Here is a 14,247-nt window from a genome sequence, read left to right as displayed (position 1 = left end):
CCTTGCATGATCCTCAAGGGCGCGGAAATCGCGCGCTATCTGGCGCGGCCCGATCCCTCGCGCCCGGCGCTGCTGATTTACGGGCAAGACGCCATGCGGGTCGCGATGAAGCGGGCCGAGGCGGTCAAGGCCCTGGTGGGCGAGAAGGCGGACGAGGAGATGCGCCTGACCCGCCTGCCCGGCGCCGGGCTGCGCAAGGACCCGGCCCAGCTTCTGGATGCGGTCAAGGAAGTGGGCTTCTTCCCCGGCCCGCGCGTCGTTCTGGTCGAGGATGCGCCGGACGCCGCCGCCGATGCGATTCGCGCGGCGCTTTCGGAATGGCGTGCGGGCGATGCGGCCATCGTGGTCACGGCAGGGGGATTGGGCAAGTCCTCGGCCCTGCGCAAGCTGTTCGATCCGCATCCGACCGCCGTCACCGCGCCCATCTATGACGACCCTCCGGGCGAGGAGGAGGTCGCGCGCTGGCTGGCCGGGGCCGGTATTCGCCAGGTGCCGCCCCCGGCGATGAAGGACATGATGGCCCTGGCTCGCGCGCTGGATCCGGGCGACCTGCGCCAGACGATCGAGAAGATCGGGCTTTACAAGCATGGCGACGACACCCCGCTGACCGGGGACGAGATCGCCCTGATGGCCCCCGCCACCATCGAGGCCGATCTGGACGAACTGATCCATATCGTTGCCGAACGGCGCGAGGCCGAATTCGGCACGATGATGCGCCGGATCGAGGGGCAAGGCGTGAACCCGGTGACGCTCTGCATCGCCGCGCTGCGCCATTTCCGGACGCTGCACGGGGCCGCCGCCGATCCTGCCGGGCCGGGCGTGGCCTTGTCGCGGATGCGCCCGCCCGTCTTCGGTCCGCGCCGCGACCGGATGGAGCGGCAGGCGCAATCCTGGGGCATGGGCCCGCTGGAAGATGCGGTGCGGCTGCTGTTGGACACCGACCTGACGCTGCGCAGCACGACGCGCGCGCCGCAGATGGCTCTGGTCGAACGCGCGCTGATCCGGCTGGCCATGACGCCGCGGGGGCGGCGGTGACGGAACAGGTCGATGCGCTGGTCATCGGCGCGGGCCCGGCCGGGCTGATGGCGGCCGAGGCGCTGATGGCGCCAGGACGCCGCGTGGTGGTGGCCGAGTCGATGCCGACTCCGGCGCGCAAGTTCCTGATGGCGGGCAAGTCGGGTTTGAACCTGACCAAGGACGAGCCGCTCGAGGCGTTCGCGCGACGGTTCATCGTCGGCACCGGGGCGCTGCCCCGGACCCCGGGGTATTTGGACAACGGAGAAGCGGCCTTTGGTCCCGCAGAGGTGATGGCCTGGGCGCGGGGCTTGGGGGTCGAGCTGTTCACCGGATCGACGGGGCGGGTGTTTCCGGTCGGCATGAAGGCCTCGCCGCTGCTGCGGGCCTGGCTGGCGCGGTTGCGGGCGGGCGGGGTCGAGATGAGGACACGCTGGCGCTGGATCGGGGCGGGGTTCCGGTTCGAGACGCCGGACGGGCTGCGGGTGGTCCGGCCGCGCGTGACCGTGCTGGCGCTGGGTGGGGCAAGCTGGCCCCGGCTGGGATCTGATGCGGCCTGGGTGCCGTGGCTGGAAGCGCAAGGTGTTCGCATCGCGCCGTTCCGTCCCGCGAACATGGGCTTTCGCGTGGACTGGTCGCCGCGGATGGCGCGGCATTTCGGGACGGCGGTCAAGGGCACGGCGCTGCAGGTGGGACATCTGGCCAGCCGGGGAGAGTGGGTGATCGGCGCCAAGGGCATCGAGGGCGGCGGAGTCTACGAGGTCTCGGCCGCGCTGCGCGACGGGACGGCGGGCCAGGTCGACCTGGCGCCGGACCTGGATCGGGGAACGCTGGCGGCGCGCTTTGCAAGGCCCAGGGGCAAGCTGTCCATGGGCAACTGGCTGCGGCGGGTTCTGGGCGACCCGGTCAAGGTCGCGCTGCTGCTGGAATGGGGCAAGCCACTGCCGGGCGATGCGGCGGGCTGGGCGGACCTCGCGAAGGCGCTGCCGTTGCGTCATGACGGCCCGGCAGGGATCGAGACCACGATCTCGTCGGCTGGCGGGGTGACATGGGAGTCGCTGAGCGAGGAACAGGAATTGCTTGCCATGCCCGACACGTTCGTCGCGGGCGAGATGCTGGACTGGGAGGCACCGACCGGCGGCTATCTTCTGAGCGCATGCCTTGGCAGCGGCTTGCACGCCGGAAAGGCAGCCGCCGCGCGGCTTGCCGCTAAGAAGCAGGGCTGACAGGCCTGCAACCCTTCGCAGGGTTGTTGGGACAGGCGCCATGACCTATCCTGAAGCCTGGGAGGAAACCGATACCAGCATGGAAAGGGTTTCCGATGGCCTACACGATCACCCATTTCGCGCCCGAGACGCGCGGCCGCATCGATGCCTTCTTCAACCGTTTCGGGCAGGGCATGAACGCCTATCTGGAAGCAAAGGCCCATTCCGCCCGGATCGAGGCTCTGGAGGCGAAGACCGATGAGGAACTGGCCCGCATGGGCCTGACCCGAGACCGGATCGTCGCCCATGTGTTCCGCGATACCTATTGGCTTTGAGCGGCCCTAGCCCTTCCAGTCGATCACCATCTGCGTCTGCGTGATGATCGCCGCGACCTTGCCGTCGCCCCGCGTGACGGTGGTCTGCCAGATCTGGGTCGTCCGGCCGACATGCAGGGGCAGGCTGACCGCGCGGGCCACGTCGCCCAGCCGGATCGGGCGCAGGAAGTTGGTCTTGCTTTCCAGCGTCGTGGTGGACCGCCCCTCGGGCAGGTTCAGGAAGGTGCCGGTGCCGCCGGCGTTGTCGGCAAGCCCCATGATCGCGCCGCCATGCAGCACGCCGTTGCGGTTTGCCAGGGCCTGGGTCACCGGCATCTCGAACTCGACCCGCTCGGGCGTGGCGCTGACCAGGCGCGCCCCGATGTGGATGGCGAATTCGGGCTGATCGTCGGCGTCGCGCTTGATGTGGTCGTCGTTCATGGGGCGTCCCTTCCGCTGCCCGGCCATATCAACCGGGCAGGCGGCCAAGGGCAAGCGTCACGCCTTGCGGCAGGACACCAGTTGCGCGCGATACATCGCCGCGCGCTGTCCGACCTGCGCCGCCACCCGCACCAGCCAGGGCTTGCCCAGGTAGGACTGGCGCGCAAAGCCCGAGCGTCCCTCGTGATAGGCCAGGTATTGTCCCGTCGCGTCCCATTTCGAGATGCCGAGCCTGCGGGTGGAATTGTGCATGTACCAGCCCATGAAATCCGTCGCGTGACGGATGTTGTCGCGCTTGGCGCGGCGGTTGCCAGTTTCCTTCTGGTATTCCTCCCATGTGCCGTCGAGCGCCTGGGAATAGCCGAAGGCACTGGATTGACGGCCGATGGGAATCACCCCCAGCGCATATTGATGGGGGGTGCGGGCATCGCCGATGAACTTCGATTCCTGGTGGATCGCCGCCATCTGCACATGGATCGGCACGCCCCACTTGCGCTCGGTCGCCTTCATGGCGCGGTAATAGGCAGGCCGTTCGGCCACGATGGCACAGGCATTGTCCAGTTGGCGCGGCGCCGAATAGTTGCCGCCGCCGCATGACGCCACCAGCCCGACGATCGCGAGTTTCAGAAGCCTGCTCATCCTGCCCTCTTGTCGTTTTCCGGCGATCTTACGGAAAATCACGCGGGGGTGAAATCACAAAGCCGGAAGATCAGACCGCCAGGACCGCCTGCACCGCCCGTTTCCAAGCGGAGTACCGCCGATCCCGCTGGTCGTCGGGCATGGCCGCTTCGAACCGGCGGTCAAGCTGCCAGGCCTCCGCATAGGCCTCGGGGGCGGGGCAGAGGCCGGCGCGATACCCGGCCAGCCAGGCCGCGCCTTGCGCCGTCGTCTCGGGGTTCCTCGGCCGGTCCACGGGCGCGCCCAGGATGTCGGCCAGGAACTGCATGGCCGGCTCGCTTGCGGTCATGCCGCCATCGACGCGCAGCACCGCGTCGCCGGCCTGCGGCCAGTCGGCGCGCATCGCCTCCCACAGGTCGCGGGTCTGGAAGCCCACGCTTTCCAGGGCGGCGCGGGCGAATTCGGCAGGGCCGGTGTTGCGGGTCAGGCCGAAGATCGTCCCCCGCGCGGTCGGAGCCCAGTAGGGTGCGCCCAGGCCGGTGAAGGCCGGGACCATGATCACCTGCTGGCTGTCATCGGCCTGCCCGGAAAGGGCCTGGGTCTCCCTGGCCTCGCGGATCAGCTTCAACCCGTCGCGCAGCCATTGCACGACCGCGCCCGCGATGAAGATGCTGCCTTCCAGCGCATAGGTCGTCTTGCCGTCCAGCCGATACGCGATGGTGGTCAGCAGCCGGTTCTGCGACCGCACCGCCTGGTCGCCCGTGTTCAGCAGCGCGAAGCAGCCGGTGCCATAGGTCGATTTCATCATGCCGGGCCGGAAGCAGGCCTGGCCCACGGTCGCCGCCTGCTGGTCGCCCGCGACGCCCAGGATCGGGATGGCGCGGCCGAACAGGTCGGGACGGGTCGTGCCGAAGTCGTCGGCGCTGTCGCGGACCTCGGGCAGCAGCTCGCGCGGCACGCCGAACAGGCGGCACATGTCGTCGGACCAGTCGTTCCTGCGGATGTCGTAAAGCAGGGTGCGGCTGGCATTGGTGGCGTCCGTGACATGCGCCTGGCCGCCGGTCAGCTTCCAGATGAGGAAGCTGTCGATGGTGCCGAAGGCCAGTTCGCCCGCGCGGGCGCGGTCGCGCGCGCCGTCGACCCGGTCCAGCAGCCAGCCGATCTTGGTCGCGCTGAAATAGGGGTCCAGCAGCAGGCCGGTGGTGTCCGTGACCTGATCCTCGACCCCGTCGGCGCGTAACCTGTCGCAGATGTCGGCGGTGCGGCGGTCCTGCCAGACGATGGCGCGATGGATGGGCTGGCCCGTGCTGCGGTCCCAGATGACTACGGTTTCGCGCTGGTTGGTGATGCCGAGGGCGTCGATGCGGGGGGCGCCGGCCTTCTCGATGGCGGCGCGGGCGGTTCCCGCGCTGGAGGTCCAGATATCGCCCGGATCGTGTTCGACCCAGCCGGATCGCGGGAAATGCTGCGGAAATTCGTGCTGCGCGGTCGCCTGCACCTGCAGGTCGTCACTGAAGACCACCGCGCGGGACGAGGTCGTCCCCTGGTCCATCGCCAGAATCGTCATACGTCGTTTCTCTCCCTCATCAGCGCGCCGATGGCGGCCAGGTCGTCGGCGCCGCGGTCCCGCAGCAATCGTTCAAGGGCATCGAAGTGGTGCAGCACCTGCCAGCCCGTCGCCGTGACCGTCGCCCCGCCCCCGCCCGCGCCGCCCCTGCTGCTGTCCACCAGCGGGCTGGCGAAGGCAGCGTTCATCTCCTCGACCAGGGACCAGGCGCGCTTGTAGCTCATCCCCATGCGGCGCCCGGCGGCCGAGATCGAGCCATGTTCCCCGATCAGCCGCAAAAGCTGCGCCTTGCCCGGGCCCAGGACCAGCGGCGCATCGTATTCCAGCCGCAGCTTGATCCGGGGGCTGTTCCTGTCCATCGCGATTCGCGTTCCTGCCTTTTCGCAAGGTTAGCCGCAGGGCGGAGCCGGGTGCAAACTGCCTCGGCGGCCGGGATCGCCGCGGACGCGCAGGGCGGGGCGACGGCCGGACCGGCAGGCCTTGGTCAAATTTTTTGACCGAGGCGCTTGATTTGCGGCCCGCTTCCCTCAAGGATGGGTCCTGTTTTCCTGGGAGGAAGAGAAACAGATGCAAGGAATGATGTTCTTTGCCGCCTTGTTGCCGGTGCTGGTGGTGTTCGTGCTGCTGGTGGTCCTGCGCAAGTCGGCCAAGTTATCGATGCTGGCGGCCTATCTGGTGACGGTGCTGCTGGCGTGGCTGGTCTGGGGCGCGCCCTTCGCCCGCATCGCCGGCGCCACCGTCAACGGGGCCGTCACGGCGATCACTTTGCTTTACATCGTCTTTGGCGCCATCCTGCTGCTTTACACGGTGCAGGAATCCGGGGCCATTCGCGCCATCCGGCGCGGCTTCACGGATATTTCCCCGGATCGCCGCATTCAGGCCATCATCATTGCCTGGATGTTCGGGTCGATGATCGAGGGGGCGTCCGGGTTCGGCACGCCCGCCGCTGTTGCCGCGCCCCTGCTGGTGGCGATCGGCTTTCCCGCCATGGCGGCGGTGATGGTGACGCTGATCATCCAGTCCACGCCCGTGTCCTTCGGCGCGGTGGGCACGCCCATGCTGGTGGGCGTCAAGACCGGCCTGTCGAACAGCGCCGAGGTGACGGCGGCCATCGGCCCGGCGACGCTGGAACAGTACGTGCCGGTCGTGGCCGTGAACGTGGCGCTGATCCACACGCTGATCGGCTTTCTGATCCCGCTGCTGATGGTCGGAATGCTGACCCGGTTCTTCGGGCGCAGCCGCAGCTTTGCCGAAGGCTTCAGGGCCTGGAAGTTCGCGCTGTTCGCGGGCGTGGCCTTTACCCTGCCTTACCTGGCCGTGGCGCGGTTCCTGGGGCCCGAGTTCCCGTCGCTGGTCGGCGGACTTCTTGGCCTGCTGATCGTGATCCCGGCGGCGCGGGCCGGGTTGTTCATGCCGTCCGACAGCTTCGACTTTCCGCCACGCGCCCAGTGGGGCAGCGACTGGCAGGGAAGCGTCGGACCCGAGGATACCGATGCGGAAATCGCGCCGCATGGCACCCGGCAGGGGCGGGAAATCTCGCTTTTCAGCGCATGGATGCCCTATGTCATCGTCGCGGCGCTTCTGGTCCTGACGCGCACGGTTGCGCCGCTGAAGGCCTGGCTGACCGGACCGTCCACGACGCTTGCCCTGACCGACCTGTTCGGGTCCGGAATCAACGCCTCGGCCCAGTTCCTGTATTCGCCGGGAACGATCATGATCATCGCCTCGCTGGTGTCGGTGGCGCTGTTCCGGATGCGCGGGTCGGATTACGGCCGGGCCTGGGCGATTTCGGGCCGGACCATGATCGCCGCCGCGCCGGCGCTGCTGCTGGCCGTGCCGATGGTGCAGGTCTTCATCAACTCCGGCTCCGAGGGGATCGCCTCGATGCCGATCACGCTGGCGCAGGGCATGGCCGCCGCCACGGGCGAGGCCTGGCCGCTGTTCGCCCCGATCGTCGGTGCGCTGGGGGCGTTCATCGCCGGGTCGAACACGGTCTCGAACATGATGTTCGCGCTGTTCCAGTTCTCGACGGCGCAGGGCATCGGCCTGGATCTGATGGGCATCACCCTTGTGGTGGCGCTGCAGGCGGTCGGGGGCGCGGCGGGCAACATGATCTGCGTCCACAATGTCGTCGCGGCCTCGGCCACGGTGGGCCTGGTGGATCGCGAGGGCGACCTGATCCGCAAGACGCTGATCACCATGGGCTACTATGTGGTGCAGGCGGGCCTGATCGGCATGGCCTTCATCCAGGGCGGCCTGTGGTGGGGCGCGGCCGTCCTGTGGGCGCTGCTGGTCATCGGGGCCATGCGCGCCAACCGCAGCCAGCGGCAGGCTGCCCGGGCAATGTGACGGAACGGGGGCGGCCTTCAAGGCCGCCCCCTTGCCTTTCCGCGCCGCCACGCCGGCGAAAAAGGAACGGGCCGCCCAGATGAGGCGGCCCGCGAGATCCACGGAGATGGTCCGGTTAGGGATGGCGGGTTATCCGGTCCCAACCAGGGTTTACGACCCTTGGGGCTGCCCTCAGGCCACGGCCCCCCTGACTGTTCCGACACCTCTCTCCAATATCACTCTAGACACTGGACCACCTCCTTTCAAAAAGTTGCCGTTGTAAGGAAAAGGGTGCCACAGATCGGGGGCGTGTCAATCAGATTGTGCGCTCGGTCCGCAACAAATTGCGGACGGCGATGCGGAAAGGCACAAGGGCCAGTATCGCCAGACCAAGTTTGATCACCCAGTCGGCAGTTGCCAAGGAAATCCACAAGGCGGTGACCGGCCCGTGACCAAGCAGCGGAACGGCCTCGTTGGCCCAGCCCGTGTTGATGTCATGGGGCAGGGCGGCGGCGAAGGCGATGCCGAAGAACAGTGCCGTGTCCAGTGCCGAGCCGACAAAGGACGACACGAAGGGCGCGACCCACCAGCGGCGGTGCCGGAAGGCGTCGAAGATCGCGATGTCGGCCAGTTGCGCGACAAAGAAGGCCACGCCCGAGCCGATGGCGATTCGCAGGGTGGTCTTGTCCAGGCCCGCCGCGATCAGCGAACAGATCACGCCGATGACGAAGCCCGCCAGAACCACGCGGCGCGCGGCCCCCGCGCCGTGGACGCGGTTCATCACGTCGGTGACCAAGAAGGCGAAGGGATAGGTGAAGGCGCCCCAGGTCAGCCAGTTGCCGACCGTGAATTGCACAAGGATGTTCGAGGCCACGACGATGATGGCCATGGCAAGGATGCCGGGCAGATGGCGGGTCATTGATCTTTTCCGTTTTACAAGGTCGCGGAACAACTCGGCCCCGCGCGGATGCGCAGGACAGCGCGCGCCTTACGCGCCGGACCGGGCGCTTGTCAATCGCGCAGCCGGTATTCGACCAGTTCGGTCCGCTGCAGCGCCAGGAAATTGTCGTCCGAGATCATGGTCAGGCGAATTCCCTGCCCGTCATGCCAGACCGCCAGCCCTTCCAGGTTGTCGTATTGCAGGGGGCGGGTGGTCAGCAGGATTTCCTCGTCCGTGGGGCCGTTCTCGGTCAGCTTCATCCGGCGCACGCGGGCCGCGAAGCCCAGGATGCCGCGGAAGTCGCGTTCCAGCAGGTAGAACCAGCCGTCCGGGCCGAAATCCGCGCCCACGGGCAGCCAGCGCGGGTCGCGCCGGATCCCGCCGTTCTGGCCCCAGCTGTTGTCGCGAAAGGTCAGGACGGGGAAGGGCTGGTCGTCTCGGCCTGACCGCTCGGGCATGGCGTGGATGGTGCCGTCGCGGATCGCCAGCGCCTCCAGCCCCGAGTTGATCCACATGCCGGGCACCTTCGGGGGCGGGCGCAGGGCGGTGGCGCGGGCGTCGGGATCGTCATAGCGGGCGACCCGGTCCAGTCCTTCGAAGCTGATCCAGAGGGTGCCGTCCTCGCCGATGGCCAGCCCCTCGCTGTCGCCGGTATAGCCGGGAGGCAGGGGAATGCCCTTGCTGTCCTTCAGATGCGCCCGCCCGGCGATGTTCACGGCACGGATCACGCCCTGCGAATCCCGCTCGATGCTGCCCCAGTACAGATGCGCGCGGTCGGTCAGGGCGTGGAAGCGGCTGCCGTCGGCATTCAGCTCGATGGCGGAAAAGCCGCCGAAGCTGTCGTCGTCGCCGGACCAGACGAAGGTGCCGACATGTTCCAGCGACGCGGCCGGCGCAGGGACGCCGGCCGCGATCAGCAAGAGCGATGAAAGGGCGGCGCCTAGCGCGCGCCGGCAACGGATCGGCATTGCGAGGGCAGCTCGCTGAGGCGGAAGGTGCGGGGATGGCGATAGTCGGGGTCCGGCGGGGTGGGCTCCACCCGGCTGGGGTTGATGCGGTTCCTGATCCATTCGGCGGCCTCGGCGCAGCCGTCGCCGGGCGGCGGCGCGGGCTGGCGGTCGCAGATCGACCCGCGCGGGCAGGACAGCCGGACATGGAAATGATAGTTGTGGGCGTTGATGGGCCTGATCTTGCGCAGCCAGGACCGGTTGCCGCGCTCCATCTGGCACATGGCGACCTTGGCGACGGGATCGACCAGGATGCGTTCCACGCGCGGGTCGCGAGCGGCGGCGCGCATGATCGCCATGTGGCCGCCGTTCCAGACATTCGTCAGCCCGACGCCGCGCCGGTCGGTGATCGATTGCGAGGACAGGTTCTCGCGCTGCTGGGGCGACAGGTTCAGCGAGGACGGCGGCAGCATCCAGATATCGGCATCCAGTCCCAACTGGTGGCTGGCGTGCCCCGAGGTCATGGGGCCGCCGCGCGGCTGGCTCATGTCGCCGATGTAAAGGCCGCGCCAGCCGGCCTGCTGCGCGGCCTGCGACAGGCCCATCAGGAAGCTGACCAGTTCGGGATGGCCCCAGTTGCGGTTGCGGGACAGGCGCATGGCCTGCCAGCTTGGCCCGCTTTCGGGCAATTGCACGAAGCCCTGCCCGCAGCCCTTGGAATAGAAGCCGATGGACACGGCCGGGCCCTGGGCTGCGTTGCGGAAGCTGCCGAAGACATCCTTGGCCAGGGGGTCGGCGGCTGCGGGCAGGGTCAGGCCGGCCACGAGGGCGGCGGCGGCCAGGATTTTGCGGATCACTGCTCTACCTCTCCTTCGGGTTTCACCCAGACTAGCAGAAGAAGCGACAGGATAAACAGCCCGATCAGCGGAGAGATGCCCAGACGCTGGTTGCCGGTCAGATCGGTGACAAGGGCGATCAGGAACGGGGCCAGGAAGGCGGTGGCCTTGCCGGACAGGGCGTATAGGCCGAAGGCCTCGGTCGCGCGGGCTGCGGTGGTGTGGCGGACCATCAGGGTGCGGCTGGCGGCCTGCAGGGCGCCGCCGGCCCCGCCGATCAGCGCCCCGCAAAGGAAGAAGACCAGATCCGGCACGAAGAACCGCCCGAAGACGGGGTTCCGGGGCGTTGCCATGCCGAACAGGGTCTGGCGATCCATGCCGATCACGACGATGCAGACGGCGGTCAGGATCGCCGTGGTGGCGATGATGACGGGCTTCGGACCCCAGAGCCGGTCGGCGCGCCCCCCTGCCCAACTGACGATGGCGGCGGCAATGGCGCTGACGACACCGAACACGCCCGCCAGAAAGACCGGCCACCCCAGCACCGTTCCCGCGTAAACGCCGCCGAACCCGTAAAGCGCGTTCAGCGCGTCGCGCGACAGCATGGAGGACGCCAGCCACATGGCAAGGCTGCGGCGATGGCGCAGGCTGCGGATCAGCGTCCACAGCCTGCCCAGGGCGGCGCCCAGGCGGAGGGGCTGGCCCGGGCCGCGCGGTTCACGGACCCACAGGAAGAAGGGGATCATGAAGACGGCATACCAGATCGCCACGAAAGGTCCCACGAAGCGCGTCCCTTCCCGGGCCGCAGGGTCCAGCCCGAACAAGGGGTCAAGCCCGATCAGCGTCCGGCCGCTTGGCGTTTCCTGGAACAGGGCCAGCATGACGGCCAGCGACAGCACGCCGCCCAGGTAGCCGAAGGCATAGCCCGACCCGGACAGGCGCCCGATCTCGTCCCTGGGGGCGAGGCCCGGCAGCAGGGCGTTGGTGAAGATCGTCGCGAACTCGACCCCGACCAGACCGATGCCGAACAGCACGACGGCCTGGACCAGGGCGGGTTGCGCGGGCATCAGCGTCCAGAGCCCGGCGGAACCCGCGACGTAAAGAAGGGAAAAGAACCAGATCCACGGCATCCGCCGCCCCGATGTGTCGGCCACGGCGCCCAGAATGGGGGCAAGCACGGCGATGACAATCCCCGCGACGGACAGCCCATAGCCCCACAAGGCCTGCGCCTGGGCGCCCGCCAGCCTCAGGTCGCCGCCGATCGCCAGGAAATGGCGCTGCGCGACCTCGGCGAAATAGACCGAGAAGACGAAGGTCAGCAGAAGCGTGTGATAGGGTTGGCTGGCCCAGTCGAAGAACCACCAGCCCCAGATCCGTTTGCGATCCATCCGTCCCTCGCCCGTTTCGCGGCCATAAGGCCCAAGCGCCGTCAGGCTGGCAAGTGGGCTTTTGCCTCGGCCGCGATCTCGGGGGGCCAGGGGCGCGTGCCCTCGGCCTCGGCCCAAGCGGCCATCCACAGGGGCAGGGCCGGGCTTTCCACGGGCGCGCCAAGCGCCGCCATGACCTCGGCCGGGGGCACGATGCCGCCCGGCCCGGTGATCGCCGCGCGGATCAGCACCTGGTTGCAGCAGCCCGACGCCGTCCACATCGACTGGTCCATGTAGATGAAGCGACCGTCCCATCCCGCCACGCGCGAGAACATCGTGAAGCGATGGAACATGCGGATGCGGCGGCGATAACGGGTCGAGCTGCCCGCCACCGTGATGCCCCAGCCGCGTTCGCGCAGGATCGGGATCAGCCCGCTGCGCTGCGCCATCGGGATGCGGCCCAGGTCGAACAGGGTCAGGGTGCGGCCGTTGTTCAACTCGATCCAGGGGTCCAGATCCCAGGGCCAGCAGACATGAGTCGAGACATGCGTTCCCGTCACGGCCAGTCGCGGGGCGTTGCGGAACTTGACCAGTTCCTTGGCGAAGCGGAACAGGGGATACATCGCGGCTCCTTCGGTTGACCGGGCAGGGGTGGCCCGCGCCCCACGCGATCGTCAACCGGGACGCTGCGGCAACTTGCTTGCGAAGCACGGCCGCCGTCCCCATAACAAGCCCGAGATGAAAAGAGGGGCATGATGGGAACGCTTTACGAGGCCTTGCAACTGATCTTGCAAGTGGTGTGGTTCGTGATGATCGTCCACATCATCATGTCCTGGCTGATCAACTTCCAGGTGCTGAACCTGCGCCAGCCGCTTGTCGCGCAGCTGTGGGACGGCCTCAACCGCCTGCTGGAGCCGATCTACCAGCCGATCCGCAACGTGCTGCCCAATACCGGCGGGCTGGATCTGGCGCCGCTGGTCCTGTTCATCGTCATCATCATCCTGCAACGCGCGCTGGCCAACAACGCGGGCTTCTTCTACGGGATGTGATGCCCACGGATCTGCTGCGACAGGTCTGGGGCTTCGACGGTTTCCGCCCCGGCCAGCAAGAGATCGTCGAGGCCGTGGCCCAGGGCCGCGACGTGCTGGCGATCATGCCCACGGGCGGCGGCAAGTCGCTGTGCTTCCAGTTGCCCGCGCTGATGCGCGAAGGCGTGACGGTGGTGATCTCGCCCTTGATCGCGCTGATGCGCGACCAGGTCCGCGCCCTGCGCGAGGCGGGGGTGGCGGCGGGCGCGCTGACCAGCGGCAACACGGACGAGGAAACCGACGCCGTGTTCGGGGCCTTGTCGCGGGGCGAGCTGAAGCTGCTCTACATGGCGCCGGAACGGCTGGCCTCGGGCGGGACGCTGCCGCTGCTGCGCCGCGCGGGTGTGACGGCGATCGCCGTCGACGAGGCGCATTGCGTCAGCCAGTGGGGCCATGACTTCCGCCCCGACTATCTGCGCATCGGGGAGCTGAAGCGGGCATTGGACGTGCCGCTGGCGGCCTTCACCGCCACGGCGGACGTGGAAACGCGGGCCGAGATCGTCACACGCCTGTTCGACGGGCGCGCGCCGGTGACGTTCCTGCGCGGCTTCGACCGCCCGAACCTGCGCCTGGCCTTCCAGCCCAAGGACAGCCCGCGCAAGCAGGTGATGAATTTCGTGGCCGCCCGGCGTGGACAATCCGGCATCATCTATTGCGCCAGCCGCGCGCGGACGGAAACCCTGGCGCAGGCGCTGACCGAGGCGGGCCATGCGGCGGTGGCCTATCATGCGGGGCTGGAGGCCGAGGTGCGGCGGCAGGTCGAGGCGCGGTTCCAGCAGGAGGACGGGCTGATCGTCGTGGCCACCATCGCCTTCGGCATGGGCATCGACAAGCCCGACATCCGCTGGGTGCTGCACGCGGATCTGCCCAAGTCCATCGAGGGCTACTACCAGGAGATCGGCCGGGCGGGCCGCGACGGCGATCCGGCGGACACGCTGACGCTGTATGGTCCCGACGACATCCGCCTGCGCCGCACCCAGATCGACGAGGGCCTGGCCGAGCCCGCCCGCAAGTCCGCCGACCATGCCCGGCTGAACGCGCTTCTGGGCCTGGCCGAGGCGACCGGCTGCCGCCGCCGCAAGCTGCTGGCCTATTTCGGCGAGGATCTGGCGCAGGACTGCGGCAATTGCGACCTGTGCCAGGCGCCGCCGAAACTGTTCGACGCCACCCAGGCGGTGCGCAAGGCGCTGTCGGCGATGGTGCGCACCGGCGAATGGTTCGGCGCCACGCATCTGATCGACATCCTGACCGGCAACACCACCGACAAGGTGCGCGAGCGCGGCCATGACAACCTGCCGACCTTTGGCGTGGGCCGCGAACACAGCCGCGCGCAATGGCAGGCGATCTTCCGGCAGATGATGGGCCGCGACCTCTGCCGCCCCGATCCCGAACGCCACGGCGCCCTGCACCTGACCGAGGCCGCCCATCCCGTGCTGCGCGGCGAGGAAAGCGTGACGCTCCGCCACGACACCACGGCATCGAAACCTGCGGTCGTTCTGCGCACCCAGGTGGCCGAGGAGGACGAGCCGCTGCTGTCGGCGTTGAAGGCCAAGCGCCGCGCCCTGGCCGAGGCCGCGCGGGT

The 14,247-nt window shown here is 68.5% G+C and carries 15 protein-coding genes (1 of these 15 cut by a window edge); 6 read left to right on the top strand and 9 right to left on the bottom strand.

The genetic code is table 11. The features are described 5' to 3' along the window. Nucleotides 1–6: 6 nt before the first annotated feature. From holA to J0F76_RS05180, 3 genes are all read left to right on the top strand, one after another. On the top strand, nucleotides 7–1,035 hold the full coding sequence (holA, locus tag J0F76_RS05190) for a DNA polymerase III subunit delta (RefSeq protein ID WP_207466457.1): 1,029 nt from the start codon (nucleotides 7–9) through the stop codon (nucleotides 1,033–1,035). Then, a complete protein-coding gene (locus tag J0F76_RS05185; RefSeq protein ID WP_207466455.1) occupies nucleotides 1,032–2,240 on the top strand; it encodes a TIGR03862 family flavoprotein in 1,209 nt (402 codons plus the stop codon). The genes holA and J0F76_RS05185 overlap by 4 nt, the downstream gene beginning before the upstream one ends. 95 nt (nucleotides 2,241–2,335) lie before the next feature. Next, nucleotides 2,336–2,554: a hypothetical protein gene (locus J0F76_RS05180; protein ID WP_207466453.1), complete on the top strand. Its 219-nt coding sequence runs from the start codon at nucleotides 2,336–2,338 to the stop codon at nucleotides 2,552–2,554. Nucleotides 2,555–2,560: 6 nt separating this feature from the next. Here the strand turns inward: J0F76_RS05180 and J0F76_RS05175 are convergent, their stop codons facing one another. The 4 genes from J0F76_RS05175 to J0F76_RS05160 all read right to left on the bottom strand — a co-directional run bounded on the left by J0F76_RS05175 (nucleotide 2,561) and on the right by J0F76_RS05160 (nucleotide 5,518). After that, complete coding sequence (locus tag J0F76_RS05175) at nucleotides 2,561–2,974, bottom strand: PaaI family thioesterase (RefSeq protein ID WP_207466452.1); 414 nt, start codon at nucleotides 2,972–2,974, stop codon at nucleotides 2,561–2,563. 57 nt (nucleotides 2,975–3,031) lie between these two features. After that, the gene (locus tag J0F76_RS05170) at nucleotides 3,032–3,613 is read right to left on the bottom strand and encodes a transglycosylase SLT domain-containing protein (protein ID WP_207466450.1); all 582 of its coding nucleotides are present in this window, start codon (nucleotides 3,611–3,613) and stop codon (nucleotides 3,032–3,034) included. Between the two features lie 70 nt (nucleotides 3,614–3,683). Continuing rightward, nucleotides 3,684–5,159 carry a glycerol kinase GlpK gene (gene glpK / locus J0F76_RS05165; RefSeq protein ID WP_207466448.1) on the bottom strand — a complete coding sequence of 492 codons (1,476 nt, stop codon included), beginning with the start codon at nucleotides 5,157–5,159 and terminating at the stop codon, nucleotides 3,684–3,686. Continuing rightward, a complete protein-coding gene (locus J0F76_RS05160; protein ID WP_207466446.1) occupies nucleotides 5,156–5,518 on the bottom strand; it encodes a winged helix-turn-helix domain-containing protein in 363 nt (120 codons plus the stop codon). The genes glpK and J0F76_RS05160 overlap by 4 nt, the downstream gene beginning before the upstream one ends. Before the next feature lie 208 nt (nucleotides 5,519–5,726). On the opposite strand from J0F76_RS05160, the gene J0F76_RS05155 reads away from it, so the two are divergent. Further along, the gene (locus tag J0F76_RS05155) at nucleotides 5,727–7,508 is read left to right on the top strand and encodes an L-lactate permease (RefSeq protein ID WP_207466444.1); all 1,782 of its coding nucleotides are present in this window, start codon (nucleotides 5,727–5,729) and stop codon (nucleotides 7,506–7,508) included. Nucleotides 7,509–7,803: 295 nt separating this feature from the next. Here the strand turns inward: J0F76_RS05155 and J0F76_RS05150 are convergent, their stop codons facing one another. The 5 genes from J0F76_RS05150 to J0F76_RS05130 form a co-directional block, all read right to left on the bottom strand. After that, entirely contained in the window at nucleotides 7,804–8,406 is a 603-nt protein-coding gene (locus tag J0F76_RS05150) for a queuosine precursor transporter (protein WP_207466442.1), read from the bottom strand. Between the two features lie 92 nt (nucleotides 8,407–8,498). Beyond that, the gene (locus tag J0F76_RS05145; protein WP_242690003.1) at nucleotides 8,499–9,347 is read right to left on the bottom strand and encodes an esterase-like activity of phytase family protein; all 849 of its coding nucleotides are present in this window, start codon (nucleotides 9,345–9,347) and stop codon (nucleotides 8,499–8,501) included. Nucleotides 9,348–9,367: 20 nt separating this feature from the next. Beyond that, entirely contained in the window at nucleotides 9,368–10,231 is an 864-nt protein-coding gene (gene mepA / locus J0F76_RS05140) for a penicillin-insensitive murein endopeptidase (RefSeq protein WP_207466438.1), read from the bottom strand. Then, entirely contained in the window at nucleotides 10,228–11,598 is a 1,371-nt protein-coding gene (locus J0F76_RS05135; protein ID WP_207466436.1) for an MFS transporter, read from the bottom strand. Before J0F76_RS05135 ends, mepA begins: the two co-directional genes overlap by 4 nt. A gap of 41 nt (nucleotides 11,599–11,639) precedes the next feature. After that, nucleotides 11,640–12,200 (bottom strand): acyl-CoA thioesterase, encoded by a 561-nt coding sequence (locus tag J0F76_RS05130; protein WP_207466434.1) that lies wholly within the window; start codon nucleotides 12,198–12,200, stop codon nucleotides 11,640–11,642. Nucleotides 12,201–12,332: 132 nt separating this feature from the next. Between J0F76_RS05130 and J0F76_RS05125 the strand changes: the two genes are divergently transcribed. Together J0F76_RS05125 and recQ are read left to right on the top strand one after the other, a co-directional pair. Then, complete coding sequence (locus tag J0F76_RS05125) at nucleotides 12,333–12,626, top strand: YggT family protein (RefSeq protein WP_207466602.1); 294 nt, start codon at nucleotides 12,333–12,335, stop codon at nucleotides 12,624–12,626. Beyond that, on the top strand, nucleotides 12,626–14,247 hold the 5' portion of the coding sequence (gene recQ / locus J0F76_RS05120) for a DNA helicase RecQ (protein WP_207466432.1). The gene runs 409 nt beyond the window's last position; 1,622 of the gene's 2,031 nt are visible here — the first part of the coding sequence; its start codon is at nucleotides 12,626–12,628; the stop codon falls past the right edge of the window. The genes J0F76_RS05125 and recQ overlap by 1 nt, the downstream gene beginning before the upstream one ends.

Source organism: Paracoccus fontiphilus, assembly GCF_017356265.1.
Taxonomy (GTDB): Bacteria; Pseudomonadota; Alphaproteobacteria; order Rhodobacterales; family Rhodobacteraceae; genus Paracoccus; species Paracoccus fontiphilus.
Note: the sequence above shows the minus strand (reverse complement) of the source record. Positions and strands in the feature narration are given on the sequence as shown.

Bases quoted from the DNA above. Each gene is read 5' to 3' on its own strand.
- holA (WP_207466457.1), top strand. From the start codon at position 7: ATGATCCTCAAGGGCGCGGAAATCGCGCGCTATCTGGCGCGGCCCGAT.
- J0F76_RS05180 (WP_207466453.1), top strand. From the start codon at position 2,336: ATGGCCTACACGATCACCCATTTCGCGCCCGAGACGCGCGGCCGCATC.
- J0F76_RS05175 (WP_207466452.1), bottom strand. From the start codon at position 2,974: ATGAACGACGACCACATCAAGCGCGACGCCGACGATCAGCCCGAATTC.
- J0F76_RS05170 (WP_207466450.1), bottom strand. From the start codon at position 3,613: ATGAGCAGGCTTCTGAAACTCGCGATCGTCGGGCTGGTGGCGTCATGC.
- glpK (WP_207466448.1), bottom strand. From the start codon at position 5,159: ATGACGATTCTGGCGATGGACCAGGGGACGACCTCGTCCCGCGCGGTG.
- J0F76_RS05160 (WP_207466446.1), bottom strand. From the start codon at position 5,518: ATGGACAGGAACAGCCCCCGGATCAAGCTGCGGCTGGAATACGATGCG.
- J0F76_RS05155 (WP_207466444.1), top strand. From the start codon at position 5,727: ATGCAAGGAATGATGTTCTTTGCCGCCTTGTTGCCGGTGCTGGTGGTG.
- J0F76_RS05150 (WP_207466442.1), bottom strand. From the start codon at position 8,406: ATGACCCGCCATCTGCCCGGCATCCTTGCCATGGCCATCATCGTCGTG.
- J0F76_RS05135 (WP_207466436.1), bottom strand. From the start codon at position 11,598: ATGGATCGCAAACGGATCTGGGGCTGGTGGTTCTTCGACTGGGCCAGC.
- J0F76_RS05130 (WP_207466434.1), bottom strand. From the start codon at position 12,200: ATGTATCCCCTGTTCCGCTTCGCCAAGGAACTGGTCAAGTTCCGCAAC.
- J0F76_RS05125 (WP_207466602.1), top strand. From the start codon at position 12,333: ATGGGAACGCTTTACGAGGCCTTGCAACTGATCTTGCAAGTGGTGTGG.